Annotated in this window: 18 protein-coding genes, 1 tRNA gene and 3 pseudogenes; 15 read left to right on the top strand and 7 right to left on the bottom strand. The window is 69.5% G+C overall.

The genetic code is table 11. The features are described from left to right. Positions 1–1,964: DNA mismatch repair protein MutS (gene mutS, locus I73_RS31185; RefSeq protein ID WP_234409606.1), on the bottom strand; the 1,964-nt coding region annotated here is incomplete at its 3' end. A gap of 190 nt (positions 1,965–2,154) precedes the next feature. Between mutS and fdnG the strand changes: the two genes are divergently transcribed. The 11 genes and pseudogenes from fdnG to fdhD all read left to right on the top strand — a co-directional run bounded on the left by fdnG (position 2,155) and on the right by fdhD (position 15,640). Further along, positions 2,155–5,223, top strand: coding sequence for a formate dehydrogenase-N subunit alpha (fdnG, locus tag I73_RS24450; RefSeq protein WP_083877069.1), 3,069 nt, complete (start codon positions 2,155–2,157; stop codon positions 5,221–5,223). A gap of 11 nt (positions 5,224–5,234) precedes the next feature. Beyond that, a complete protein-coding gene (fdxH, locus tag I73_RS24445) occupies positions 5,235–6,158 on the top strand; it encodes a formate dehydrogenase subunit beta (RefSeq protein WP_022983027.1) in 924 nt (307 codons plus the stop codon). Then, a complete protein-coding gene (locus I73_RS24440) occupies positions 6,155–6,781 on the top strand; it encodes a formate dehydrogenase subunit gamma (RefSeq protein WP_022983026.1) in 627 nt (208 codons plus the stop codon). The genes fdxH and I73_RS24440 overlap by 4 nt, the downstream gene beginning before the upstream one ends. A 74-nt stretch (positions 6,782–6,855) precedes the next feature. Further along, a pseudogene (gene fdhE, locus I73_RS30425) lies at positions 6,856–7,808 on the top strand (formate dehydrogenase accessory protein FdhE). After that, positions 7,805–9,271 (top strand): L-seryl-tRNA(Sec) selenium transferase, encoded by a 1,467-nt coding sequence (selA, locus tag I73_RS24430; RefSeq protein ID WP_022983025.1) that lies wholly within the window; start codon positions 7,805–7,807, stop codon positions 9,269–9,271. The pseudogene fdhE and the gene selA overlap by 4 nt, the downstream one beginning before the upstream one ends. Then, on the top strand, positions 9,268–11,235 hold the full coding sequence (gene selB / locus I73_RS30420) for a selenocysteine-specific translation elongation factor (RefSeq protein ID WP_022983024.1): 1,968 nt from the start codon (positions 9,268–9,270) through the stop codon (positions 11,233–11,235). Before selA ends, selB begins: the two co-directional genes overlap by 4 nt. A 15-nt stretch (positions 11,236–11,250) precedes the next feature. Then, a tRNA-Sec gene (locus I73_RS32910) sits at positions 11,251–11,343 on the top strand. A gap of 206 nt (positions 11,344–11,549) precedes the next feature. Beyond that, a complete protein-coding gene (locus tag I73_RS24420) occupies positions 11,550–12,665 on the top strand; it encodes an acyl-CoA dehydrogenase family protein (RefSeq protein WP_022983023.1) in 1,116 nt (371 codons plus the stop codon). A gap of 17 nt (positions 12,666–12,682) precedes the next feature. After that, positions 12,683–13,549 carry a phosphate/phosphite/phosphonate ABC transporter substrate-binding protein gene (locus tag I73_RS24415; protein ID WP_234409605.1) on the top strand — a complete coding sequence of 289 codons (867 nt, stop codon included), beginning with the start codon at positions 12,683–12,685 and terminating at the stop codon, positions 13,547–13,549. Next, positions 13,506–14,726 (top strand): diiron oxygenase, encoded by a 1,221-nt coding sequence (locus tag I73_RS24410; protein ID WP_022983021.1) that lies wholly within the window; start codon positions 13,506–13,508, stop codon positions 14,724–14,726. Before I73_RS24415 ends, I73_RS24410 begins: the two co-directional genes overlap by 44 nt. 41 nt (positions 14,727–14,767) lie before the next feature. Further along, entirely contained in the window at positions 14,768–15,640 is an 873-nt protein-coding gene (gene fdhD, locus I73_RS30415; RefSeq protein WP_040501490.1) for a formate dehydrogenase accessory sulfurtransferase FdhD, read from the top strand. A gap of 25 nt (positions 15,641–15,665) precedes the next feature. Here the strand turns inward: fdhD and I73_RS30410 are convergent, their stop codons facing one another. Further along, the gene (locus tag I73_RS30410) at positions 15,666–16,634 is read right to left on the bottom strand and encodes an inositol monophosphatase family protein (RefSeq protein ID WP_022983019.1); all 969 of its coding nucleotides are present in this window, start codon (positions 16,632–16,634) and stop codon (positions 15,666–15,668) included. A gap of 209 nt (positions 16,635–16,843) precedes the next feature. Here I73_RS30410 and I73_RS24395 point away from each other — a divergent pair, with 209 nt between their 5' ends. Further along, entirely contained in the window at positions 16,844–17,644 is an 801-nt protein-coding gene (locus I73_RS24395; protein WP_022983018.1) for an RNA methyltransferase, read from the top strand. Positions 17,645–17,722: 78 nt separating this feature from the next. Then, entirely contained in the window at positions 17,723–18,502 is a 780-nt protein-coding gene (cysE, locus tag I73_RS24390; RefSeq protein ID WP_022983017.1) for a serine O-acetyltransferase, read from the top strand. 30 nt (positions 18,503–18,532) lie between these two features. Here the strand turns inward: cysE and I73_RS24385 are convergent, their stop codons facing one another. From I73_RS24385 to yjgA, 3 genes and pseudogenes are all read right to left on the bottom strand, one after another. Continuing rightward, the gene (locus I73_RS24385) at positions 18,533–20,185 is read right to left on the bottom strand and encodes a FecR domain-containing protein (RefSeq protein WP_022983016.1); all 1,653 of its coding nucleotides are present in this window, start codon (positions 20,183–20,185) and stop codon (positions 18,533–18,535) included. A 5-nt stretch (positions 20,186–20,190) separates the two neighbouring features. Further along, positions 20,191–20,795 (bottom strand): annotated as a pseudogene (mog, locus tag I73_RS30405) (molybdopterin adenylyltransferase). Next, on the bottom strand, positions 20,788–21,399 hold the full coding sequence (yjgA, locus tag I73_RS30400) for a ribosome biogenesis factor YjgA (RefSeq protein ID WP_022983015.1): 612 nt from the start codon (positions 21,397–21,399) through the stop codon (positions 20,788–20,790). The pseudogene mog and the gene yjgA overlap by 8 nt, the downstream one beginning before the upstream one ends. 85 nt (positions 21,400–21,484) lie before the next feature. Between yjgA and pmbA the strand changes: the two genes are divergently transcribed. Beyond that, entirely contained in the window at positions 21,485–22,855 is a 1,371-nt protein-coding gene (gene pmbA, locus I73_RS24370; RefSeq protein ID WP_026097166.1) for a metalloprotease PmbA, read from the top strand. 116 nt (positions 22,856–22,971) lie between these two features. Continuing rightward, positions 22,972–24,054: a TRAP transporter substrate-binding protein gene (locus I73_RS24365; protein ID WP_022983013.1), complete on the top strand. Its 1,083-nt coding sequence runs from the start codon at positions 22,972–22,974 to the stop codon at positions 24,052–24,054. A gap of 142 nt (positions 24,055–24,196) precedes the next feature. Here I73_RS24365 and I73_RS24360 read toward each other — a convergent pair whose 3' ends face one another. Both I73_RS24360 and I73_RS32905 read right to left on the bottom strand, forming a co-directional pair. Then, on the bottom strand, positions 24,197–25,900 hold the full coding sequence (locus tag I73_RS24360) for a TRAP transporter large permease subunit (RefSeq protein ID WP_022983012.1): 1,704 nt from the start codon (positions 25,898–25,900) through the stop codon (positions 24,197–24,199). Beyond that, a pseudogene (locus tag I73_RS32905) lies at positions 25,897–26,032 on the bottom strand (sugar transporter); the annotation flags it as partial. The gene I73_RS24360 and the pseudogene I73_RS32905, both read right to left, overlap by 4 nt.

Raw genomic sequence — 26,032 nt, 5'->3', positions numbered from 1 at the left:
CGCCGGCCGTAGGAGCCCATGGAGGCCAGCAGCACGATCAGCGCCACTTGGCGCATGTAGGTGCTCTTGCCGCCCATGTTGGGGCCGGTGATGATCTGCAGCCGGGTGCGGGCATCCAGCCGGCAGTCGTTGGCGATGAAGTCGCCTGCGCCTGTCTCGGCCAAGCGGGCCTGCACCACCGGGTGGCGGCCAGCCTGGATCTCGATGCAGGGGGGGTTGACGAACTCGGGCGCGCACCAGTCCAGCGTGGCGGCGCGCTCGGTCAGCGCGGCCAGGGCGTCCAGCGCGGCCAGGGCCCGGCCCAGCGCGGTCAGCGGCCCGAGGAAGCCCTGCAGCTCGTCGAGCAGCAGCTCGAACAGCCACTTCTCGCGGGCCAGGGCCCGGTCCTGGGCCGACAGGGCCTTGTCCTCGAAGGCCTTCAGCTCGGGGGTGATGAAGCGCTCGGCGTTCTTCAGTGTCTGGCGGCGCTGGTAGTCGGCCGGCACCTTGTCGCGGCCGGAGCTGGTGACCTCGATGTAGAAGCCGTGCACCTTGTTGAACTGCACCCGCAGGTTGGTGATGCCGGTGCGCTCGCGCTCGCGGGCCTCCAGGGCCAGCAGGAAGTCGTCACAGTTCTGGCCGATGGCGCGCAGCTCGTCCAGCTCGGCGTCGAAGCCGGTGGCGATGACGCCGCCGTCGCGCAGCAGCACCGCCGGTTCGGCGGCGATGGCGCGGGCCAGCAGCTCGCCCACGGCCGGCGGCGGGGCCAGCTCGGCGTGCAGGCTGTCCAGCAGGGCGCTGCCGCGCGGGGCCACGGCGCGCAGCCGCGGCAGCTCGGCCAGGGTCTGGCGCAGACCGGACAGCTCGCGCGGCCGCACCTGGCGCAGCGCGATGCGGGCCGAGATGCGCTCCACATCGCTGACGCCGCGCAGCAGCTCGCGCAGCGGCTCCACCCCGTCGGCCAGCATCTGGGCGATGGCGCCGTGCCGGGCCAGGGCCTGGGCCCGGTCGCGCAGCGGGTGGGTCAGCCAGTGGCGCAGGGCCCGGCTGCCCATGCCGGTGCGGCAGGTGTCGATCAGCGAGAGCAGCGTCGGCGAGGCCTCGCCGCGCAGCGTCTCGGTCAGCTCCAGGTTGCGGTGGGTGGTGGGTGGCAGCTCGATCAGCTCGCTGCTGCGCTCCACCGTCAGGGTGTTGACGTGGGCCAGGGCGCGGCCCTGGGTGTGTTCGGCATAGCTCAGCAGCGCGGCAGCGGCGGCATGGGCGCTGCCCAGCTCCTGGGCGTTGAAGCCGGCCAGGCTGGCGACCTTGAGTTGTTCGCACAGCTTGCGCAGACCCAGGCCACTGTCGAATTGCCAGGCCGGGCGCCGGGTGCGGGCGGCGCGGCACTGCAGCAGGGCCGGGGGCAACTCGTCCCGGTCCACCAGCAGCTCGGCCGGCGCCAGACGGGCCAGCCAGCTGCCCAGCTCGCGTTCTCCGCACTCGGCCAGACCCAGCTGCCCGCTGGCCACGCCCAGCCAGGCCAGGCCCCAGGTGGCGCGCTGCCGGGAAACCGCGAGCAGCAGGGTGTCGGCCCGGTCGTTCAGCAGCTCGCTGTCCGTCACGGTGCCGGGGGTGACGACCCGCACCACCTTGCGCTCGACCGGCCCCTTGCTGGTGGCCGGGTCGCCGATCTGCTCGGCCACCGCCACGGACTCGCCCATTTTGAGCAGCCGGGCCAGGTAGTTCTCCACTGCGTGCACCGGCACGCCGGCCATCACCACCGGCTCGCCAGCGCTCTGGCCACGGGTGGTCAGCGTGATGTCCAGCAGGCGGCGCGCCTTGCGGGCATCGTCGTAGAACAGCTCGTAAAAGTCCCCCATCCGGTAGAACAGCAGCGTGTCCGGATGGCCCGCCTTGAGCCGCAGGTACTGGGCCATCATCGGCGTGTGGCCGTCGAGTAAGGCGGTCAGCTCGGGGCTGTCGGGCGGAGGGAGGGAGGAGCTCATGGGACGGAGCGGGCGGTTCTCTCAGGGAACCCGGCATCTTCGCACAGGCCCGGGCGCGGCCTCGCTTTCGAGGTTTGTTCCACACAATGCCCCTTTTCTACGTATTACCACGTAGGGTCACTGCCTTCCCAGGGTTCCCCCGAAACCTAGAATGGATCGCACCATTCTTGATGTTGATCACGAGGGCCCCATGGTGCAACTCTCCAGGCGCCAGTTCATGAAAGTGACTGGCTCAAGTCTGGCGGGCTCCAGCCTGGCGTTGATGGGCTTTTCGCCCACCTCCGCCCTGGCCGAAGTTCGCCAGTACAAACTCGCCGCGACCACGGTCACGCGCCAGACCTGCACGTACTGCTCGGTCGGCTGCGGCATCCTCATGTATTCGCTGGGCGACGGCGCAAAGAACGCCAAGCGCGCGGTCATCCACGTCGAAGGCGATCCGGACCATCCGGTGAACCGCGGCACGCTGTGCCCCAAGGGCGCCAGCCTGCTGGACATCGTCAACAGCCCCAGCCGCTTGCAGTACCCCGAGGTGCGCGAGCCGGGCAGCAACGAGTGGAAGCGCGTGTCCTGGGATGAGGCCATGGGCCGCATCGCCAAGCTCATGAAGGAAGACCGCGACGCCAACTTCGTCGAGAAGACCGACGATGGCCTGACGGTCAACCGCTGGCTCACCACCGGCATGCTGGCAGCCTCGGCGTCCAGCAACGAGGCCGGTTACATCACCCACAAAGTGGCCCGTTCCTGGGGCCTGCTCGCATTCGACAACCAAGCCCGTGTCTGACACGGCCCGACGGTGGCAGGTCTTGCCCCGACGTTTGGCCGTGGAGCGATGACGAACCATTGGGTCGACATCAAGAATGCGGACGTCATCCTCATCATGGGCGGCAATGCCGCCGAAGCCCACCCCTGCGGGTTCAAGTGGGTCACCGAAGCGAAGGCGCACAACAAGGCGTACTTCATGGTGGTCGATCCGCGCTTCAACCGCTCGGCTTCGGTCGCTGATTTCTATGCCCCCATCCGGTCGGGCAGCGACATCGCCTTCCTGGGCGGGGTGATCAACTACCTGCTGACGAACGACAAGATCCACCGCGAGTACGTCGTCAACTACACCGACATGAGCTTCATCGTGCGCGAGGACTTCGCGTTCGAGGACGGCATCTACTCGGGCTACAACGAGGAAAAGCGCAGCTACGACAAGACCAGCTGGGACTATGAGCTCGGCGCGGACGGCTTCGTCAAGACCGACCCGACGCTGCAGCACCCGCGCTGCGTCTACCAGCTGCTGAAGAAGCACTACAGCCGCTACACGCCCGAGAAGGTCGAGAGCATCTGCGGCACGCCCAAGGACAAGTTCCTGCACGTGTGTGAGAAGATGGCCAGCACCGCCGTGCCCGGCCGCGCCATGACCATCATGTACGCGCTGGGCTGGACGCAGCACTCGATCGGGGCGCAGATCCTGCGCACCGGGGCGATGGTGCAACTGCTGCTGGGCAACATCGGTGTGGCCGGTGGCGGCATGAACGCGCTGCGCGGGCACTCCAACATCCAGGGTCTGACCGACCTGGGTCTGCTGTCCACCAGCCTGCCGGGCTACCTGTCGCTGCCCAGTCAGGCCGAGCAGGAGTACCAGAAGTACATCGACGCCCGCACGCAGAAGCCGCTGCGTCCGGGTCAGATGAGCTACTGGCAGAACTACCCGAAGTTCCACGTCAGCCTGATGAAGGCCTGGTACGGTCCGGCCGCCACGGCCGAGAACAACTGGGCCTACGACTTCCTGCCCAAGTTCGACAAGCAGTACGACATGCTGCAGATCTTCGAACTGATGCACCAGGGCAAGGTCAATGGCTATCTGGCGCAGGGTTTCAACCCGCTGGCGTCGCTGTCCAACAAGGACCGCGTGCGCGAGGGTCTGTCCAAGCTGAAGTTCCTGGTCGTGATGGACCCGCTGGCCACCGAGACCTCGGAGTTCTGGAAGAACCACGGCGAGTACAACGACGTGGACGCCTCCCAGATCCAGACGACGGTGTTCCGCCTGCCCACGACCTGCTTCGCCGAGGAAGAGGGCTCGATCGTCAGCTCCTCGCGTGTGCTGCAGTGGCACTGGAAGGCCGCCGAGCCCCCGGGTGAGGCGCGCACCGACATCCACATCATGTCGGACCTGCACCTGCGTCTGCGCGAGATGTACACCAAGGACGGCGGCAAGTTCCCCGACCCGATCACCAAGCTGTGGTGGCCCTACGCGCAAGCCGAGGAGCCCACCCCGGAAGAGGTGGCCAAGGAGTACAACGGCCGCGCGCTGGTCGACCTGATGGACCCCAAGGACCCGACCAAGGTGGTCCGCAAGGCGGGTGAGCAACTGGCCGGCTTCGGCGAGATGCGCGACGATGGTTCCACGATCGGGGGTTGCTGGATCTTTGCCGGGGCCTGGACGACGGCGGGCAACATGATGGCGCGCCGGGACAATGCCGACCCGACAGGCATCGGCAACACGCTGAACTGGGCCTGGGCCTGGCCGGCCAACCGCCGCGTGCTCTACAACCGTGCCTCTTGCGACGTCAACGGCAAGCCCTTCAATCCGAAGCGCAAGCTCATCGGCTGGAACGGCACGGCCTGGGGCGGTGCGGACGTGCCCGACATGGCGCCCACGCTGGCGCCGGAAACCGGTGCCGGCCCGTTCATCATGAACCCCGAGGGCGTGGCCCGCTTCTTCGCCAAGAAGGGCATGGCCGAAGGTCCGTTCCCCGAGCACTACGAGCCCTTCGACACCCCGCTGGGCTACAACCCGATGCACCCGAAGAACCCGAAGGCGACCAATTCGCCGGCGGCGCGGGTGTTCAAGCCGATCTGGGACACCTTCGGCAAGGCCGACGAGTTCCCGCACGTGGGCACGACCTACCGCCTGACCGAGCACTTCCACTACTGGACCAAGCACGCGCTGCTCAACGCCATCACCCAGCCGGAGCAGTTCGTGGAAATCGGCGAGGCCCTGGCCAAGAGCCTGAGCATCGAGGCCGGGGACATGGTGAAGGTCTCGTCCAAGCGAGGCTACATCAAGGCCCGTGCGGTGGTGACCAAGCGGATCAAGCCGATGACCATCGAGGGCAAGCCGGTGCACCACGTGGGCATTCCCATCCACTGGGGCTTCAAGGGCGTGACCAAGCCGGGTTTCCTGGCCAACACGCTCACGCCCTTCGTGGGGGATGGCAACACCAACACCCCCGAGTTCAAGACCTTCCTGGTCAAGGTCGAGAAAGTCTGAGGTAGAGCGCCATGTCACTGCAATCTCTCGACATCAAGCAGCGCTCGGCCACGACCACGCCGTCGCCCAGCGCGCGCACCCCGGCTTCGGGCGAGGTCGCCAAGCTCATCGACGTGTCCAAGTGCATCGGCTGCAAGGCCTGCCAGACCGCCTGCATGGAGTGGAACGATCTGCGCCAGGAGCCCGGCGAGAACGTGGGGGTCTATGACAACCCTGCGGACCTCACCGCCAATGCCTGGACGGTGATGCGCTTCACGGAGTACGACAACCCGAGCACCGGCAATTTCGAGTGGCTGATCCGCAAGGACGGCTGCATGCACTGCGCCGATCCGGGTTGCCTGAAGGCCTGCCCCTCGCCGGGCGCCATCATCCAGTACACCAACGGCATCGTCGACTTCCACGAGGAAAACTGCATCGGCTGCGGCTACTGCGTCACCGGCTGCCCCTTCAACGTCCCGCGCATCTCGCAAAAGGACAAGAAGGCGTACAAGTGCACGCTGTGCTCGGACCGCGTGGCGGTGGGCCAGGAACCGGCCTGCGTGAAGACCTGCCCGACCGGGGCCATCATGTTCGGCACCAAGCAGGCCATGAAGGACCAGGCCGAGGAGCGCATCGCCGACCTGAAGGAGCGCGGCTTCGAGAAGGCGGGCCTGTACGACCCGGCCGGCGTGGGCGGCACGCACGTCATGTACGTGCTGCACCACGCGGACACGCCGTCGCTCTACCACGGTCTGCCCGACGAGCCCAAGATCAGCCCCATGGTCAGCGTCTGGAAGGGCATCACCAAGCCGCTGGCGATGGTGGCCCTGGGCGCGGCCGCCCTGGGCGGGCTGTTCCACTTCATCACCAAGGGCCCCAACGAGGTGTCCAAGGAACTGGAGGATGAAATGGAGCGCAAGGACCAGGAAGCCCTGGAGAAGGAGTCACAGCGATGAGACGCAATCCTCGTGACCTGCAGCGCTACAACGCCTCGGAGCGGGCCAACCACTGGGTGGTGGGCATCTGCTTCATCCTGCTGGCGCTGTCGGGCCTGGCCTTCTTCCACCCGGCCTTCTTCCCGCTCACCCAGCTCTTCGGGGGCGGCCCCTGGACCCGCATCCTCCACCCCTACATCGGGGTGGTGATGATGCTGTTCTTCGTGGTGATGGCCGGGCGCTTCTGGAAGCTCAACGTCATCGAGCCGCGCGACAAGGAATGGCTGCGCAATGTGCGCAAGATGGTGGACGGCAATGACCACGACATGCCCGAGCAGGGCAAGTACAACGGCGGTCAAAAGGTCCTGTTCTGGGGCCTGGTGATCGGCATGGCCATCCTGTTCCTCTCCGGCCTGCTGATGTGGCGCGCCTGGTGGACCCCGCCGGTCACGGCGGTGCGTCTGGCCTCGCTGCTGCACGCGGTCGGGGCGGTGTGGATGATCGGCCTGATCATCATGCACGTCTACGCGGCCATCTGGACCCGTGGCACCATCCGGGCCATGCTCTACGGCACGGTCACCCGCGCCTGGGCCAAGCAGCACCACCGTGGCTGGTACCGCCAGATGACGGGCGACAAGAGCTGACCGGCTTCATCCCATCCCGGCCGCCGGCTGCTGTCCAGCACCGGCGGCCTGTTTCTTTCTGATTGGAGTTGGGCGTGCAACGCATTCTTCAACCCGGCGAGATCGAATCGCTGGACCGCATCGAGTTCCCGCGGGTGCGCCTGCCGCAGCCGGCCGTGCTGTTCACCGAGCGGGCGGCGCGCCTGCGCCAGAAGGCCGACGGCCATCCGATTGCCGATTACCTGCGCTTCCTGGCTCATCTGGTCGATCTCCAGGCGCAGGCCGCCGCCACCGTGGCCACCCAGCCGGTGCCCGAGGCGGTGATCGCCCAATCGCTGGACCACGGCATGCCCGTGCTGCCCGCGCCGCTGCGGCCCGACCCGGCCTGGCTGGGCGTGCTGCGGCAGCTGCTGGCCGGCGTGCTGGCCCTGCAGGACCTGCCGCAGGCCCTGCGCCAGAACGCCCAGGCCCTGGCAGCGCGCGGTGACGCCGAGCTGGAGGCGCTGGCCCAGGCCTTCCTGGGCGAGCAGGCCACGCCGGCCGAACTGGCGGCTCAGCCGCTGGTGATGGCGGCGCTGCAGGTCGTCTATGCCGACATCGCCAGCCGCCTGGACACCCAGCGCATCGCCTATGTGGATCCGGCGTCCATCTGCCCGGTGTGCGGCAGTGCCCCCGTGGTCAGCGTGCTGCGCATCGGCGGCGAGGCCGGCGGTCATCGCTACCTGCATTGCGGCCTGTGCGCCACCGAATGGCACATGGTGCGGGTCAAGTGCAGCCATTGCGAATCGACCAAAGGCGTGCGCTACCAGGGCATCGAGGGCGGCGACCCGGCCGTGCTGGCCGAGACCTGCGACACCTGCCACACTTACCGCAAGCAGTGAACCAGGAGAAGGACCCGCTGGTCGAGCCCCTGGCCGACGATCTGGCCAGCCTGACCCTGGACCTGCTGATGGCAGACACCGCCTACGGCCGGGCCAGCGGCAACCCGCTGCTGGCGCTGGCCTCGGACGAGCCCTCGGGTGAAGCCCTGGAGACACAGGACGCATGAGCGCCAACCCCGCCCTGGACGCCGCTGCGGCGCTGAGTTCCCCGGCCCAGCTGCCGGCCGTGGACAAGCTGCTGGCCAGCGCCGCCTTCCAGCCGGCGCTGGGCGCGCACGGGCTCAGTGGGGTCACCGCCGCGGTGCGGCAACAGCTGGAGGCCCTGCGCAGCCGCCTGCGCGCCGGGGAGTCGCTGGCCGCCGAGATGGCCGCGCCCGAGGCCCTGGCGCGCGCTGTCGAGGCCGAGCTGCAGCGTCAGCGGGCGCCGCGCCTGCGGGCGGTGTTCAACCTCACCGGCACCGTGCTGCACACCAACCTGGGCCGGGCCCTGCTGCCCGACGAGGCCGTGCAGGCCGTGGTGCAGGCCCTGACCAGCCCGGCCAACCTGGAGTACGACCTGGCCACGGGTGGCCGCGGCGACCGCGACGACCTGGTCAACGACCTGCTGTGCGAGCTGACCGGGGCCGAAGCCGCCACCGTGGTCAACAACAACGCCGCCGCGGTGCTGTTGATGCTCAACGCCCTGGCCGCGCGCAAGGAGGTCATCGTCTCCCGCGGCGAACTGGTGGAGATCGGCGGGGCCTTCCGCATCCCCGACATCATGGCCCGTGCCGGCGCCAGGCTGGTGGAGGTGGGCACCACCAACCGCACCCATGCCCGCGACTACGAAGGCGCCATCACGCCCAAGACCGGGCTGCTGATGAAGGTGCACTGCAGCAATTACGCGGTCACCGGCTTCACCGCCAGCGTGGCCGAGAGCGAGGTTGCCCGCATCGCCCACGTCCAGGGCCTGCCGCTGGCGGTGGACCTGGGCAGCGGCACCCTGATCGACCTGGCCGACTGGGGCCTGCCGCACGAGCCCACGGTGCGCGATGTGGTGACCGCCGGGGCCGACGTGGTGAGCTTCAGCGGCGACAAGCTGCTGGGCGGCCCGCAGGCCGGCCTGATCGTCGGCCGCAAGGACCTGATCGCCAAGATCAAGAAGAACCCGCTCAAGCGCGCGCTGCGGGTGGGCAAGCTCACCCTGGCCGCGCTGGAGCCGGTGCTGCGCCTGTACCAGGCGCCGGAATTCCTGGCCGAGCGCCTGCCGGCCCTGCGCCTGTTCACCCGCCCGCAGGCGGCCATGCAGGCCCAGGCCCAGCGCCTGCTGGCGCCGCTGCAGGCCGCGCTGGGCGGCGCCTATCAGGTGTCCCTGGCGCCCATGTTCAGCCAGATCGGCAGCGGGGCACTGCCGGTCAACACCCTGCCCAGCGCGGGCCTGCGCATCGAACCTGCGGAAGCCAAACGGGCCGGCCGGGCCCTCTCGCGCCTGGAAGCCGCCTGGCGTGGCCTGGCGCGGCCGGTGATCGGCCGCATCGGCGACAACGCCCTGTGGCTGGACCTGCGCTGCCTGGATGAGCGTGACGAGGCCGCCTTCGCCGCCCAGTTCGGCGCCCTCCAGCAGGCCCTGGCGGAGGACCGCACGCGATGATCATCGGCACCGCCGGCCACATCGACCACGGCAAGACCACGCTGGTGCGTGCGCTCACCGGCGTGGACACCGATCGCTTGAAGGAAGAGAAGGCGCGCGGCATCTCCATCGAGCTGGGCTATGCCTATGCGCCGCTGGCCAGCGGTGAGGTGCTGGGCTTCATCGACGTGCCCGGCCACGAGAAGTTCGTCCACACCATGGCGGCCGGCGCCGTCGGCGTGGACCATGCCCTGCTGGTGGTGGCGGCCGACGACGGCGTGATGCCGCAGACCCGCGAGCACCTGGCCATCCTGGGCCTGCTGGGCGTGCGCGAAGGCACGGTGGCCCTGACCAAGGTGGACCGCACCGAAGCGGCCCGCGTGGCCGAGGTGCGGGCCGAACTGGCGGCGCTGCTGGCCGGCACGCCGCTGGCCGCCGGCCCCGTGTTCGAGACGGCCGCCACGGCCGATGGCGACCCTGGCGTGGCGGCGCTGCGGGCCCATCTGTGGACCCTGGCCGAGCACCATGCCCAGCGCCGCCAGGATGGTCTTTTTCGCCTGGCGGTGGACCGCGTGTTCACGCTGGCCGGGCAGGGCACCGTGGTCACCGGCACGGTCTTCGGTGGCCAGGTGGCGGTGGGCGACACGGTGGCCCATTCCGCCAGCGGCCAGAAGGTGCGGGTGCGCTCCATCCATGCCCAGAACCAGGCGACAGACCACGGTGTGGCGGGGCAGCGCTGCGCGCTGAACCTGGCCGGCATCGAGCGCGATGCGATCCGCCGCGGCGACTGGATCGCCGACCCGCGGGCCCTGCAGGCCAGCATCCGCATGGACGTGCGCCTGCAGCTGCTGCCGGATGCCCCGGCCCTGGCCCAGTGGGCCCCCGTGCATGTGCATGTGGGCACCAGCCACCAGACGGCCCATGTGGCCCTGCTGGACGATGCCGCGCTGGCGCCCGGCCAGACCGCCCGGGTGCAACTGGTCCTGGAACAGCCGGTCTTCGTGCTGCCGGGCGACCGCTTCATCCTGCGCAACGCCCAGGCCAGCCGCACCATCGGCGGCGGGGCGGTGATCGACCCCTTCGCCCCCGAGCGCAAGCGCCGCAGCCCCGAGCGCTGGGCCTACCTGGATGCGCTGGAGGCAGCGCTGGCCGGTGGCCCGCTGGCCGATCTGGTGGCGCAGTCGCCCACCGGCCTGCTGCGCAGCCGCCTGGCCCTGCTGATGGGCCGCCCGCCCGAGGCGCTGGCCCTGGCCGACGCCGGGCTGGTGCCCTTGCCCAGCGGGCCGGAGGACGCGCTGCTGCTGACCGAGGCTGTCTGGCAGCGCTGGCGCGAACAGGTGCTCGCGGCACTGGCGCGTTTCCACGAGCGCACGCCCGACGAACCGGGGGTGAACGCCGCCCGGCTGCGCCGCATGGCCCTGCCGGGCCAGGCCCAACCGCAGCACGATGCCCTGTGGCGCGCCCTGCTCGAGGCGCTGCTGCGCGACGGCGCCATCGCGTCCAGTGGCGCCTGGCTGCACCTGCCCGGGCACGAGGTGCGCCTGAGCGAGGGCGAGCGGGCGCTGGCCGAACGCCTGCTGCCCTGGGTGGAGGAGGGCGGCTTCGACCCGCCCTGGGTGCGCGACCTGGCCGGGCGCGCCGGTGCGCCGGAGGAGGTGGTGCGCCAGCTCCTGCGCAAGCTGGCCCGGCAGGGGCAGCTGTTCCAGGTGGTGAAGGACCTGTTCTATGCCGCCTCGCAGGTGCAGCTGCTGTCGGGCCTGCTGGGCCTGCTGGCGGCCCGCGGTCCCCGTGGCCAGGTGGAGGCCCGTGTGTTCCGGGACCACACCGGCCTGGGTCGCAAACGGGCCATCCAGGTGCTGGAATTCTTCGATCGGGTGGGCTATACCCGGCGCGTTCAGGACAGCCATGTCCTGCGGGCCGAGCCGGGGTGGCCCCAGTCCGAACGGGCGGCCGAGGCCCCCCTACAATCCGCGCCGTCCCCTTGAGGGGCGTGGTGTTCTGGAAGGCAATCGCATCCGGTGGTGCGCCCGGGCTTCAAACCCGGTAGGGGGCGTCAGCCGCTCCCTGGTCGGTTCGACTCCGGCTGCCTTCCGCCCTCGCGGTCCGTCACGACTGCTTCACGGGGGGCGGGTGCAATAATCGATCGAACCTGGAGCCGGCCTCTTGCGCCGGTGTCCTTCACCCGCCGCCAGGCAGGACGTGTTGCAGGTCTGCACTCGGAGGTTGCCGCGGGGGCCGCGGCACGGGCTGAGGCGTGTGCCGGCATGGCCTGTCAGCGGCTCAGCCGGAGTCGCACCCCATGAGCCACCTCGCCCTCCTCGAACCCATCGTCCAGAACACCATGGCCCCCGCGGCGCTGGAGACGGACCGAGAGGGCCGCTTCCCACGTGCCGCTCTGCAGGCCCTCGGCGCATCCGGCCTGCTGGGCCTGGTCAGCGCGAAGGACGTGGGTGGCCTGGGCGGTGGCCTGGCCGAGGCCGCCGCGGTGGTCGAACGCATCGCGAAGGACTGCCCGTCCACCGCCATGGTGGTGTGCATGCACTATGCCGCCACGGTCCTCATCGAGAAGCACGGTCCCGAGGCGGTGCGCCGCGAGATCGCGGCGGGCCGCCACGTGTCTACCCTGGCCTGGTCCGAGACCGGCTCCCGCAGCCACTTCTGGGCCCCGGTGGGCACGGCCCGGCGCGTGTCCGGCGGCTACCTGCTGGATGGTCAGAAGAGCATGGTCACCTCGGCCGGCGAGGCCGATTCCTATGTCTGGTCGTCGCGCCCCGTCGCCGCCGAAGGGGCCAGCACCTTGTGGCTGGTGGGCAGCCGGACCGAAGGCCTGAGCATCCCGGCGCGCTATGACGGCCTGGGTCTGCGCGGCAATGCCTCGGCACCGGTGACCGCGCAGGGCGTGCTGGTGGGCGAGGACGCCATGCTGGGGGCCGATGGCGCGGGCGCCGACATCATGAACGGCGAGGAACTGCCGGTCTTCGCCAACCTGATCGCCTCGGCCTCCATCGGCCTGATGGAAGGGGTGCTGGCCCGCGTCACGCCCCACCTGACGCGGACCCGTTTTGCCGAGAGCGACAGCGCCCTGGCCGATCTGCCCACCATCCGCGCCTACCTGGCCCGGGCACGCATCCGTGTCGACCAGGCCCGGCTGCTGCGCGATGACACGCTGGCGGCCCTGGCCGCTGGCCGACCCGATGCGATGCTGCGTGTGCTGGAGGTCAAGGCCGCCGCCGCCGAGGCCGCGCTGGAGGTGACCGATACCGCGATGCGCATCGGCGGTGGCGCGGCCTTCCGCAAGGACGTGGGCATCGAGCGCCTGTTCCGGGATGCCCGTGCGGCCTCGGTCATGGCACCGACCTCGGACGTGCTGTACGACTTCATCGGCCGGGCCCTGTGCGGCCTGCCGCTGGCCTGAACGAGAGGATTTTCGACATGACGCAAGCACACACGTGGATGCTGGGGGCCGTGGCCTACGCGCCCAAGGTGGTCACCATCTGGGAGGGCTTCAAGGCCCACTTCGCCGAGCGCGGCCTGGCCTTCGACTACCTGCTCTATTCGAACTACGAGACCCAGGTGGAAGCCCAGTTCAAGGGCGACATCGCCTTCGCCTGGAATTCCCCGCTGGCCTGGGTGCGGGCCGAGCGCATGGCGCGCGCCAGGGGCCTGCAGGTGCAGGCCCTGGCCATGCGCGACAGCGACATCGACCTGGCGTCGGTGCTGGTGGTGCGCAGCGGCAGCCCCGTCCAGTCCCTGGCCGACCTGCGGGGCAAGACCATCGGCTTCGGGGCGATCGACTCGCCCCAGGCCACGCTGATCCCGCTGGACCATCTGCGGCACCAAGCCGATCTGGTGGCCGGGCGTGACTACACCGCCCGGCGCTTCGACGTGCTGGGAGGCAAGCACGGCGACCACATCGGTGGCGAGCGCGATGCGGCGCTGGCGCTGATGAAGGGCGAGATCGACGCGGCCTGGATGATCGCCGGCAACCACCGTGCGTTCGCGCACGAGGGCACGCTGCCGGCGGGGGGCAGCCGCATCGTCGCCACCACCGGCCTGTTCGACCACTGCAACATGACCGTCAGCCCTGGGGTGCCGGACGAGGTGGCCCGCCGCTTCGGCGAGATCCTGCTGGCGATGGACTGGAACGACCCCGCGGTGCGGCCGCTGCTGGAACTCGAGGGCCTCAAGGCCTGGCAGCCGGGCCGCAGCACGGGCTATGCCCTGCTGGAGCGGGCGGTGAGCGATGAGCATTTCTATGACGACCAAGGCTGCATCACCGAGCCCGCATATCGATATTGAGTCGCTCGGCTTCGATGCCGGGGCGCATCTGCTGGTCAAGCAGGCCCTGGCCGCGCTGCCGGTGGGCGGTGTGCTCGAGGTCCGGGGCACGGCCCCGGGCTGGGCCGTCCAACTGGCCGATTGGTGCCGCAGCCAGGGCCATGGCTGCGAGCGGCCGGCTGACGCCCACGGCGTGGCGCGGGTGAGCCGCGGCGGCTTGCAGAGCGGCCGCTGGCGCGGCGCCGAGCCCACCGGGGCGATCGACCCGCGTCAGCCCGGGGCGGTGGCGCAGGCGGCCTTGCCCCACTGGGGGCTGGCGGCCCGTGGCGCCACGGTGGAGGCCGGGGCACCCGTCCAGCACTTTCGCCTGGTGCACAAGGACGAGGCCTGGAGCGACAGCGCGGCCGATCTCTACGCCCAGGCCGTGGCCGCCCAATGGAACCCGGACGAGGCCATCGACTGGTCGCAACCCGTGGACCTGCCTGCCCCGGTGGAACAGGCCATCGTGCAGCTCATGACCTACATGATCGAGAACGAGAACGCGGCCCTGCTGGTGCCCGCGCGTTTTCTCGGTCAACTCCATCCGCACTTTCGTGAGATGCAGGCTGCGTTGGCCATGCAGGTCTGCGACGAGGCCCGCCACATCGAGGTGTTCACCCGACGCATCCGCCATGGCGGCTCGAGCCCGGCACTGTCGACCGCGGGAGGGCAGGCCTCGCTCAAGAGCCTGCTGGACGAACCGGATTTCTCGGTCGCGAGCTTTCTGTTGTCGGTGCTGGGCGAGGGCACCTTCGTCAACCTGCTGCAGTTCCTGCAGGCCCAGGCGCCCGATCCGCTGACCCGCCAGATCGCCCGCCTGGCCGCGCGTGACGAGGCCCGTCATGTGGCGCTGGGCATGTCGCATCTGCTGTACCGGCTGCAGCAGGAGCCGGACTTCCGCCACCGTCTGGCGGCCGCGGTGGAGCAGCGCTTCGATGCGCTGGCCGGCACCTCCGGACTCAACGAGGAGGTGTTCGACGCCCTGGTCCTGATCGCGGCCGGAGGGCTGTCACCCGCCCAGGTGGCCCACGGCTATGCCCAGGTCCAGCAGCTCATGCGCGACATGGCCGATGGGCGCCATGCCAAGCTGGTGCGCCTGGGCTTCCCGCCCGAGCAGGCCGCGCGGCTGGCGGCGCTGCACACGCGCAATTTCATGTGAGCCAGCAGGGCCGGTGAGCGCCGCCGATAATCCGGCCCACCATGCCCCGGTCGCTTGCCCATCCTGAGGAGCCGTCTTCCGTCGTCGACCCCGCCGCACCGGCGGGGCTGGTTCGCATGTCGGTGCAGCGCAGCGTGGATGGCGCATCGCTGGCGGGGGCCGACGACTGGCTGGCCGACGAGGTGCCGGTGGCCCTGGTGTTTAACGGCATCTCGCATGCGGTGATGATGGCCTCGCCGCTGGATCTGGAGGACTTCGCCCTGGGCTTCGCGCTCAGCGAGGGCATCGTGGCTTCGGCCGAGGAACTGCGGGATGTCGAGGTCCGGCCCGCCGCCTGCCAGGTGCCCGGGAGTCCGCCAGCCTGGGAGGTGCACATCGAGCTGTCGCCGCGCCGGCTGGAGGGCCTCAAGCAGCGCCGACGCACCTTGGCCGGACGGACTGGTTGTGGCGTCTGTGGCATCGAGAGCCTGCAGGCCCTGGAGCTGTTGCCGCCGACCTTGCCGGCTGCCGATTGGCTGGCGCGCGTCGACGCTGCGCTGCTGGCCCGGGTGATGCCCCGGCTGCCGGCCTTCCAGCCGCTCAACGCCCGGGCGGGCGCCGTGCATGTGGCGGCCTGGGCCGACCTGGATGGTGAACTGCGCTGGGCCCAAGAGGATGTGGGCCGTCACAACGCACTGGACAAGCTGATCGGTGTGCTCGCCCGCCAGGGGCAGCTGGGCGCGCCGGGGCTGGTGCTGATGTCCAGCCGCGCCAGCCACGAGCTGGTGGCCAAGTGTGCCCGGGTGGGGCTGCAGGCGCTGGCCACGGTGTCCGCCCCCACGGCCCTGGGCGTGCAGGCGGCGCAGGCCGCCGGTGTGCGTCTGTGGGGCCTGTGCCGCCCGCCGCGGGCCGTGCTCTACACGCCCGGGGGCTGACTGAGGCCGCGCCAGGCCGCGGGGATCAGAAAGGGGCGTCTTCGGCGGGGCCGGTGGCCGGGGCCGCGTCGTCGCCCTCCGCGGCCTTCTTGCGCAGGCGCAGCGGCTTGCGGACCTTGGGGGTGTCTTCGGCGGCCGCTTCCTCGGCGGGGGCCTCGGCTTCGGCGGGCGCGGCCTCCTCCTGGATCACCCGGGTGAAGGGGCTCAGCAGCGGCACCAGCTGGCCGTAGATCTTGGGCGCGCCGGCCAGGATCTCGCGCTGGTTCATGAAGTCGGGCTCACCGGTGAAGTTGCCCACCAGGCCGCCGGCCTCGGTGACGATCAGCGAGCCTGCGGCGATGTCCCAGGGGCTCAGGCCGGTCTCGAAGAAGGCGTCGTAGTAGCCCGCGGCCACGTAGCACAGGTCCAGCGCGGCGGAGCCCGGGCGACGCAGGCCGGCGCACAGCGGCATCAGCGTCTCGAACATCTTCATGTAGCGCTGGAAGTTGTCGCCGCGGCGGAAGGGGAAGCCGGTGCCGATCAGGCAATCCTGCAGGCGGGTGCGGCGCGAGACGCGCAGGCGCTTGTCGTTCAGGTAGGCACCGCGGCCGCGCGAGGCCACGAACAGGTCATTGCGGTTGGGGTCGTAGACCACCGCCTGCTCCACCTTGCCGCGGAAGGTCAGCGCGATGGACACGCAGTAGACCGGGAAGCCGTGGATGAAGTTGGTCGTGCCATCGAGCGGGTCGATGATCCAGACGAAATCGCTGCTCTTGTTGCCCCGCTCGCGGCCGCTCTCCTCGGCCAGGATCCCGTGGTTGGGATAGGCCTGCAGGATGGTGTCGATGATGGCCTCTTCGGCCAGCTGGTCGACCTCGGTGACGAAATCGTTGGGGCTCTTGGTGTTGATCTTCAGCAGATCCAGGTCCATCGATCCCCGGTTGATGATCGCTCCGGCGGCACGGGCGGCCTTCACGGCGATGTTGAGCATGGGGTGGAGGGTCTGCTGGGTCATGGTTCAACCTGCGAAGGGGAGGGCGGCGTGCGGCCTGGGTTCCCGGGCTGGGGGACGAGGGCACGCCAATCTGCAAGGATAGTGCAGCGCGTGGCGGGTGCGCTCGTGGAGCGATCTTGGCGATGGACAAAGAGCATCGCAGCCAGCGACGAAGCGACAATACGGGCTGCGGAAAACCTTTGATTCTAGCGCTCAGCGCCCGTTTGGCAATGTCCCATCCCCTGGCTTCCCCCTCCGGTGCCGCGGCACAAGATCACGAAACTGCCGGCCGTCCGGCGGATGGCACCCGTTTCGTGCTGGTGCGCACCAGCCATCCCGGCAACGTGGGGGCGGCCGCCCGCGCGATGAAGGTGATGGGCTTCTCGGACCTGGTGCTGGTGGCCCCGCGCTTTGCCGATGTGCTGCAGCACGAGGACACCGTGGCCATGGCCAGTGGCGCGACCGATGTGTTGGCGCAAGCCCGCATCGTGCCCACCTTGGCCGAGGCGCTGGACGGCATCACCTGGGCCTGTGCCACGGCCATGACCCCGCGCGACTTCGGCCCGCCCACGCATGCGCCACGGGCCCATTTCGCCGAACTCGCGCCGCAGGGCCACCAGGTGGCCTTCGTCTTCGGCAGCGAGCGCTTCGGCCTGGGCAACGAGGACGTCTACCGCTGCCACGCCTGCCTGTCCATTCCCACCGATCCGTCCTACGGCTCGCTCAACCTGGCCCAGGCGGTGCAGGTGCTGGCCTACGACTGGCGCCAGGCCCTGGGTGGCTTCACTGTGGCGCCGCGCACGGCGCCGGTGCAGTGGGCCGATGGCGCGGCCATCCAGGGCCTGTTGACCCACTGGCAGGCGGCCCTGGTGGACATCGGTTTTCTGGACCCTGCCGCACCCAAGAAGCTGCTGCCGCGCCTGAACCAACTGGCCAACCGGGCCCAGCTGACCCAGGAGGAGGTGCACATCCTGCGCGGCATTGCCCGAGCCATGCAGAAGCTCTCCCCGGCACAGGGCAAAGAGCCCTGAGCCCGGTCGGGTTCCGGGGTGCCCGGCTACACTGAGTTTGCTTTCTCGTTTTCCGAATCAACCACCCACGGAGCCGCCATGTTCTCCCGCCTGCGCGAAGACATCGCCTGCATTCTGGAGCGCGACCCTGCTGCGCGCAGCCGCTGGGAGGTGCTGACCTGTTACCCCGGCCTGCACGCGCTGTGGATGCAGCGCCTGGGCCACTGGTGCTGGCAGCGCGGCTTCAAGTGGCTGGGCCGCTTCATCTCGCACATCGCCCGCTGGGCCACCGGCATCGAGATCCACCCGGGGGCCACCATCGGTCGCCGCGTCTTCATCGACCACGGCATGGGCGTCGTCATCGGCGAGATGGCCGAGATCGGCGACGACTGCACGATTTACCAGGGTGTGACCCTGGGCGGCACCTCGTTGGTCAAGGGGGCCAAGCGCCACCCGACCCTGGAGGCCGGCGTGATCGTTGGCGCCAACGCGGCGGTGCTGGGCGGCTTCACGGTGGGCGCCGGTGCCCGCGTGGGCTCGGGGGCCGTGGTGACCAAGCCGGTGCCCGCCGGGGCGACGGCCGTGGGCAACCCGGCCCGCATCATCCAGGCTGAGGCCGATGCCAAGCGCGAGGCTGCGGCCGCGCGCATGGGTTTCTCGGCCTATGGCCTGACCAGCGGCGACGACCCGGTGGCCCAGGCCATGAAGGGCTTGATCGACAACGCCTCCTCGCACGAGCACCAGATCGCCCTGCTGTGGCAGGCGATCGAGAAGCTCTCGATGCAGGCCCGCGAGCTGCCGGCCGACACCTGCGTGCCGCAGGAAGCCCGCACCACCGAGCAGTTCGACGCCGAGCGGCTGAACCGCCTGGTCAAGTGAGGCTCAGCCGCCCCGGGGGCGGCTGAAGCATCAGAGCGCGAACAGCAGCGGCGCGCCCAGCAGTAGCATGTGCCAGTCCACCGGCACGTCCACGCCCAGCGGGGCCGTCCAGGGCGAGACGAAGCCCTGGTCATCCAGGTAGCGGTAGCGGAAGTAGTAGGTGCCCGGCACCGGCAGGTTGGGCAGGGTCCATTCGCCGCCATGGAGTTCGGCACTGGTGACCACCGAGCTGAAGCCCGGGTCACGGGCCAGTTGCACCTGCTGTCGCTCATCGGCCTGGGCGCCCCAGTGGAGTCGGATCTGACCGTCGTCATCCGTGTGCACCTGCGCCGGCTCGGGCAAGGGGCGCAGCTCGAAACTCTGCGCATCGCCCCAGGGGCCGCGGTCACCGTCGGCGCGCTCGCTCGACAGGCGCCAGTGGTAGAGGCCCGGGGCGTCCAGCTTCAGGCTGCTGGTGTTGTCGCTCAGGTCGTCCTGCTGGGCCACGACCTGCTGGAAGCCGGCATCACGGGCCACCTGCAGGTGGTAGCGGGCGGCTTCGGTGTTGCGGGCCCAGGCGAAGTCCACGCTGCCTACGCTCAGGCGGGCCTGGGGCCGCGGGGCGGTGCTGGGCGGCGGCTCGGGGCGTGCCTTGAGCACGAAGGGGTGCGTCGCGTCCAGGCCTTCCAAGCCATCGGCGGCGATCTGGCGGGCCCGCAGATACCAGGCCCCGTCGGCCAGGCCGGCGACCTTCGCTTCACTGCCCGCGGGCAACCTCAGGTCCCGCACGATGCGCAGGAATCCCTCGTCCGCGGCAATCTGCACCCGGACTTCGGCGGACTGGCCCGGCACGGCAAAGCGCAGCAGGGGCCGCTCGAAGCGGTCGGGCAGGCTGGAGAGGTCGGGGGCCGGTGCCAGTGGCTGCACCACCACCGGCAGGTCCTGGCTCAGCACAGCACCCTGGCCTGCGTCCAGCAGGCCCGTGGCGGGCGGCTGGGCCTGGTTCTGGGCCCAGACCCGACCTTCCAGCACCTCGGTCTGGGTGCGGGCCTGCTGGGCATCGGCGTGCACGCGGTAGCGGGTGCCTCGCACGCCGATCACCGCGGTGGGGGTGGTCACTTCCAGAGGCTTGGCCCGCTGGACTTTGGTGGCCAGCACTTCCAGCGTGCCGCGCAGCAGGCGCAGGGTGGCGGCGTAGAGCCCGTCGTCCTGGGTGGGCTGAGCGGCCTTCAGGGCGTAGCGCTGGTGCTGGGCCAGCTCCACCTCGCTTTGCGGCGGCAGGCTGGCGCGCGAGCCATCTCCCAGGCGCAGAACGGCCGAACTGTCCGCACCCGCCTGCACGCGCTGGCCCGGTTGGACGGCGGTGCCCGCCTGGGCCGGCTGGCCGTCCAGCGTGACCTGGCCCTCCACCAGGCTGAGCGTCGCCGGCACGTTCTCGGGCTTGAGCAGGCGCAGCGGGAGCTTCAGTGTCTGCCCCGGGCTCAGCCGGTTGGGTTGGGACAGCCGGTTCAGGCGGGCCACCTCGCGCCAGCTGGCAGGATGCTGGAACCAGCGGGCGCTCAGGGACCACAGAGTGTCCTGGGGCTGCACGGTGTAGCGCAGCATCGGCTCGGGAGCGGGTCCGGCGTGGCTGGGCAGGCAAGACAGGGCGGGCAGGCACAGGGCCAGCAGGCCGGGCAGACGGCGAAGAGCCAACAGGCGCATGGATTTCAGCCTCGGACAGGGCGTTGGGCGGATTTGGGACGGAAGGCCTGGCAGAGGGCGGGGTCGGTTTCCAGATAGGGGCCGCCGATCAGGTCGATGCAGTAGGGCACGGCGGCGAAGATGCCGTGCACTGGCGGACTGGCCTGGGGCAGGCCCTGCAGCGTCTCGGCGATGGACTTGGGCTGGCCCGGCAGGTTGATGATCAGGGCCTGACCCCGGATCACCGCCACCTGGCGCGAGAGGATGGCCGTGGGCACGAAGTTCAGGCTGATGGCTCGCATCTGCTCGCCGAAAACGGGCATGAGCTGGTCGGCCACCGCCAGCGTGGCTCGGGGGTCACGTCGCGTGGGCCCGGCCCGGTGCCGCCGGTGTNGAGCACCAGATGGCAGCCGGCTGTGTCGACCAGCTCGCGCAGTGCGGCGCTGATGGTGTCCTGCTCGTCGGGAATCAGCCGGGTCTCCCAGCTGATCGGGTTGTGCAGGGCGCGGCCCAGCCAATCTTGCAGGGCCGGGATGCCCTTGTCCGCGTAGACGCCGCTGGAGGCGCGGTCGCTGACCGACACCACGCCGATGCGCACGGGCTCGAAGGCGCTGCCCGCGGCCTCACTCATCGTCGCCCTCGTCGTCGGCGTCTTCATCGGCGGCCGATGCCGCGCCCGGGGTGGTCAGCGCCGACTTGATCAGCTGAAACAGATCGCGGTAGGCGCGGCCGTGGCGCTGACCCAGGCCATCGGCGGGGTTGGCCTTGCCGGCATCCTTGCGCGCGGAACGCAGCAGGTTGCGCAACTGCTGGGCATCGGTCTCCGGGTGCTCGCCCATCCAACGGGTCACGGCGTCGTCGCTGGCCATCAGTTCTTCGCGCCAGCGCTCGATCTCGTGCAGGGCCAGGGTCTCGGCGGCGCTGCCGAGCTTGAAGGCCGCCACGGCTTCGCGCACCGGCTCGGGATCGATCTGGCGCATCAGCTTGCCGATGAACTGCAGTTGCCGCCGCCGGCCCTCGTGGGAGCGTGTGCGGTGGTATTCCTTCAGCGCGTCGCGCAGCTGTTCGGGCAGATCCAGCTTGCTGCTGCGCGAGATGGGCAGCTCGGCCAGGGCCAGGCCCAGGGCCTGCAGCTCGTGCATCTGGCGCTTGAGCGCGGACTTGCTGGGCCGGCCGTCGGTGTCGAAGTCATCGGCAGAGTCGGCGGGGGCGGAACGGGACGGAGCAGCGCGCATGTGGGGGAGTGGAATCGGCGGAGATCGGGGGATCGCTATGATTGTCCCGCATCTGTTCCCCAATCGTTCCCCATTCCATCTGTCCATGACCTCATCCGCCACCCAGGGCTTCGGCTTTTCCCGTGACCAGTTCCAGCAGATCGTCGAGGACGTGCTGTCCATGGCCAAGGCGCTGGGGGCTTCGGACGCCGGCGTCGAAGTCTCCGAGGGCAGTGGCCTGAGCGTCTCGGTGCGCAAGGGCGAGGTCGAGAACGTCGAGCGCAACCGAGACAAGTCGGTGGGCGTGTCGGTCTACCTGGGCCAGCGCCGCGGCAATGCCAGCACGTCCGACTTTTCCCAGCAGGCGCTGGAGCAGACGGTGCGGGCGGCCTACGACATCGCCCGCTTCACCGCCGAAGACCCGGCCGCCGGCCTGCCCGACGAGGCCGACCTGGCCACGGCCGAGGAGGCCGCGCTGCCCCTGGACCTGTTCCACCCCTGGGACGTGACGGCCGAGGAGGCCGCGGAGCTGGCGCGGCGCGCCGAGGCGGCGGCCCTGGGTGTGGACAAGCGCATCACCAATTCCGAAGGCGGCTCGGTGTCGGCCCAGCAGTCGCACTTCTGGGCCGGCAACAGCCGGGGCTTTCGCGGCGGCTATGCCAGTTCGCGCCATTCGCTGTCCGTGTCACCCATCGCCGGCAAGGGGCGCGACATGCAACGCGACTACTGGTACAGCTCCATGCGCAATGCGCTGGACCTGGCCGCGCCCGAGGCGGTGGGCCGCTATGCTGCTGAACGCGCGCTGTCGCGCCTGAAGTCTCGCAAGATCGGCACCTGCGAAGTGCCGGTGCTGTTCGAATCCACGGTGGCCGCCGGTCTGCTGGGCGCCTATGTGCAGGGCACCAGCGGTGGCGCGCTGTACCGCAAGGCCAGCTTCCTGCAGGACAGCCTGGGCCAGTCCGTCTGGGCCGATCACATCGATGTGCAGGAGGACCCCCACATCGTCGGCGGCAAGGGCAGCGCGCCCTTTGACGACGAGGGCGTGCGCACCCGGGCACGCCGCGTGGTGGAGGCCGGCGTGGTGCAGGGCTACTTCCTGTCGAGCTATTCCGCCCGCAAGCTAGGCATGCGCACGACCGGTCATGCCGGTGGCTCGCAGAACCTGCGCCTGGTCAGCCGTCTGACCCGACCGGGCGACCACCTGGAAGAGATGCTGCGCAAGCTGCACCGCGGCCTGTTCGTCACCGAGCTGATGGGCCAGGGCGTGAACTACGTGACCGGCGACTATTCCCGCGGTGCCTCGGGCTACTGGGTGGAGGATGGGCGCATCGCCTACCCGGTGCACGAGATCACCATTGCGGGCCACCTGCGCGAGATGTTGCGCGGCGTGGTGGCCGTTGGCGCTGACGCCTACACCCTGGGCTCCAAGACCGTGGGCTCCATGCTGCTGGAGCGCATGAAAGTCGCCGGAAGCTGACGAAAGGCTGACGGATGCCCCTCCACCATGGGGGGGAATACCCCGGCTGCCGCATGGGGCAGGCCTCCCTGAGAATCGGGTGCCACTACAGGCAACATTCAACAGGAGACTTGCTGATGGAACGTCGTTCGTTTGTGAGAGGCGCGGGCCTGGCTGGCGTGCTGGCGGCCGGCGCTGCACCGGCCATTGTTCATGCCCAAGCCGCCGTGCGCTGGCGCATCGCCTCCAGCTTCCCGAAGTCGCTGGACACCATCTTCGGTGCGGCCGAAGTCTTCGCCAAGAAGGTCGGCGAGATGTCCGGCGGCAAGTTCCAGGTCACCGTGCACGCTGCCGGTGAGCTGATGCCTGCCTTCGGTGTGGTGGACGGTGTGCAGAACGGCACCGTCGAGGCCTGCCACACCGTGCCGTACTACTTCTTCGGCAAGGACGAGACCTTCGCCCTGGGGGCGGCCGTGCCCTTCGGCCTGAACTCCCGCCAGATGACCGCCTGGATGTTCGAAGGCAACGGTCTGAAGCTGATGCGCGAGTTCTACGCCGGCTACAACATGATCAACTTCCCCTGCGGCAACACCGGCGCCCAGATGGCCGGCTGGTACCGCAAGGAGATCAAGTCGGTGGCCGACATCAAGGGCCTGAAGTTCCGGGTCGGCGGCTTTGCCGGCAAGGTCATCGAGCGCATGGGCGGCGTGCCGCAGAACATCCCGGGCGGTGAGATCTACCAGGCGCTGGAAAAGGGCACCATCGACGCCGCCGAGTGGATTGGCCCCTACGACGATCTGAAGCTGGGCTTCAACAAGGTGGCGCCGCACTACTACTACCCGGGCTGGTGGGAAGGCGGTCCGCAGATCGACCTGTTCGTCAACCAGAAGGCCTACGCCGCCCTGTCGGCCGAGTACAAGGCCATCGTCGACGCCGCGTCGGCGGCGGCCCATGTGGACATGCAGGCCAAGTACGACGCCCGCAACCCGGGTGCCCTGAAGCAGCTGGTGGGCTCCGGCACCAAGCTGGCCCGCTTCCCGAAGGACGTGATGGAACTGGCCTTCAAGGAATCGATGGAGCTCTACAGCGAGCTGAGTGCCAAGAACCCGCGCTGGAAGAAGGTGTACGAGGATTTCGCCACCTTCCGCCGCGACCAGAACCTGTGGTTCCGCTTCGCCGAGGCCAGCTTCGACGATTTCATGCAGGCCCAGAAGCTCTGAGCGACTTCGCTCCTGCAACGCGAAAGGCGCCCTTCGGGGCGCCTTTTTCATGCGCGGCGCTCGAGGCGGCCCCACCCACCTGGGCATCAGGGCATGAAAAAAGGCCTCCGAGGAGGCCTTGGGGATGTCTGCGACACCGCGGTCAGGGGGCTGCCCCCGAGGCGGCTTCGCTGGCCGCAGGCGGCAGTCCGAACAGGGCGTTGACGTCCTGGTTGCTGTTGTTCCCGTAGTCGTTCTCGGGCTGGATCTGGATCTGCACCTTGTCCAGGTCGATCTTCTCCTTGGGCCCCAGGCCGCCGGAGACCAGGCCCGGGAAGGCGATGATCAGGCCCACCATGATGATCTGGATGATCACGAAGGGGACCGAGCCCCAGTAGATCTGGCCGGTGGTCACCGGGGCAGTCGGCTTGCCGGTCAAGCGGTCCTTGTACTCCTTGTTGGGCGCCACGCTGCGCAGGAAGAACAGCGCGAAGCCGAAGGGCGGGTGCATGAAGGAGGTCTGCATGTTGACCGCCAGCAGCACGCCGAACCAGACCAGATCGATGCCCAGCTTCTCGGCCACCGGTCCCAGCAGCGGCACGACGATGAAGGACAGCTCGAAGAAGTCCAGGAAGAAGGCCAGCACGAACACCAGGATGTTCACGACGATCAGGAAGCCCACCTGGCCGCCCGGCAGGCTGGTCAGCAGGTGTTCGACCCACTTCGGTCCGTCCACGCCCTGGAAGGTGAGGCTGAACACCGTTGAGCCCATCAGGATGAACAGCACGAAGCAGGACAGCTTCATGGTCGAGTCCATGGCCTGGCGCAGCAGCTTCATGTCGATGCGCTTGCGCAGCAGGGCCATGATCAGCGCGCCGACCGCGCCCATGGCGCCACCTTCGGTGGGCGTGGCCACGCCCAGGAAGATGGTGCCCAGCACCAGGAAGATCAGGCCCAGTGGCGGAATCAGCACGAAGGTGACCCGTTCGGCCATGCGCGAGAGCAGACCCAGCTTGAACACCTTGTTGATCACCGACAGCACGAAGGCCACGCCCACGCCCACGCACATCGACACCACGATCAGCTCGTCGGTGGGCGTTTCTGCCGGGCGGCTCTTGGCGAAGGCGACAGCCACGCCGACCGAGAGCAGGGCCAGCAGGCCCAGCGAGGGCAGGCCGGAGGAGCCGTTGTCCTCGCGGATGGTGCGGGCTTCCGGTGGCAGGGCGGGCACCCAGTGCTTGCGGAAGATGGCGATCAGGATGATGAAGCCGGCGTACAGCGCGGTCAGCGTGAAGCCGGGGATGAAGGCGCCCTTGTAGAGCTCGCCGACGCTGCGGCCCAACTGGTCGGCCATGATGATCAGCACCAGCGAGGGCGGGATGATCTGGGCCAGCGTGCCCGAGGCGGCGATGACGCCCGAGGCGATGCGGCGGTCATAGCCGTAGCGCAGCATGATGGGCAGGGAGATCAGGCCCATCGAGATCACCGAAGCGGCCACCACGCCGGTGGTGGCGGCCAGCATGGCGCCGACCAGGATCACCGCGAAGGCCAGGCCGCCGCGGATGGGGCCGAAGAGCTGACCGATGGTGTCGAGCAGGTCCTCGGCCATCCCGGATCGCTCCAGGATCAGGCCCATGAAGGTGAAGAACGGGATCGCCAGCAGCGTCTCGTTCTGCATGATGCCGAAGATGCGCAGCGGCAGGGCCTGCATCAGCGACGGCGGCAGGATGCCGAACTCGATGCCGACGAAGCTGAACATCAGGCCGGCCGCGGCCAGCGAGAAGGCGACGGGGAAGCCGATCAGCAGGAAGACGATCAGACCCCCGAACATCACCGGGGCCATGTTGGCGTGCAGGAACTCGGTCATTGCGCGGCTCCCTGGTTCTTCTGGGCGCGCAGGATGGCTTCGGCCAGTTCCTCTTCCGCGGTCTTCTCCTGCTTCTTCTCGGTCGGGTCTTCGATCAGGCCATCAGGAAGGCGATGCGCTTGATCAGCTCGG

Source organism: Ideonella sp. B508-1, assembly GCF_000333615.1.
GTDB lineage: Bacteria > Pseudomonadota > Gammaproteobacteria > Burkholderiales > Burkholderiaceae_C > Ideonella.
This window is presented reverse-complemented; position numbering and strand designations above follow the sequence as displayed.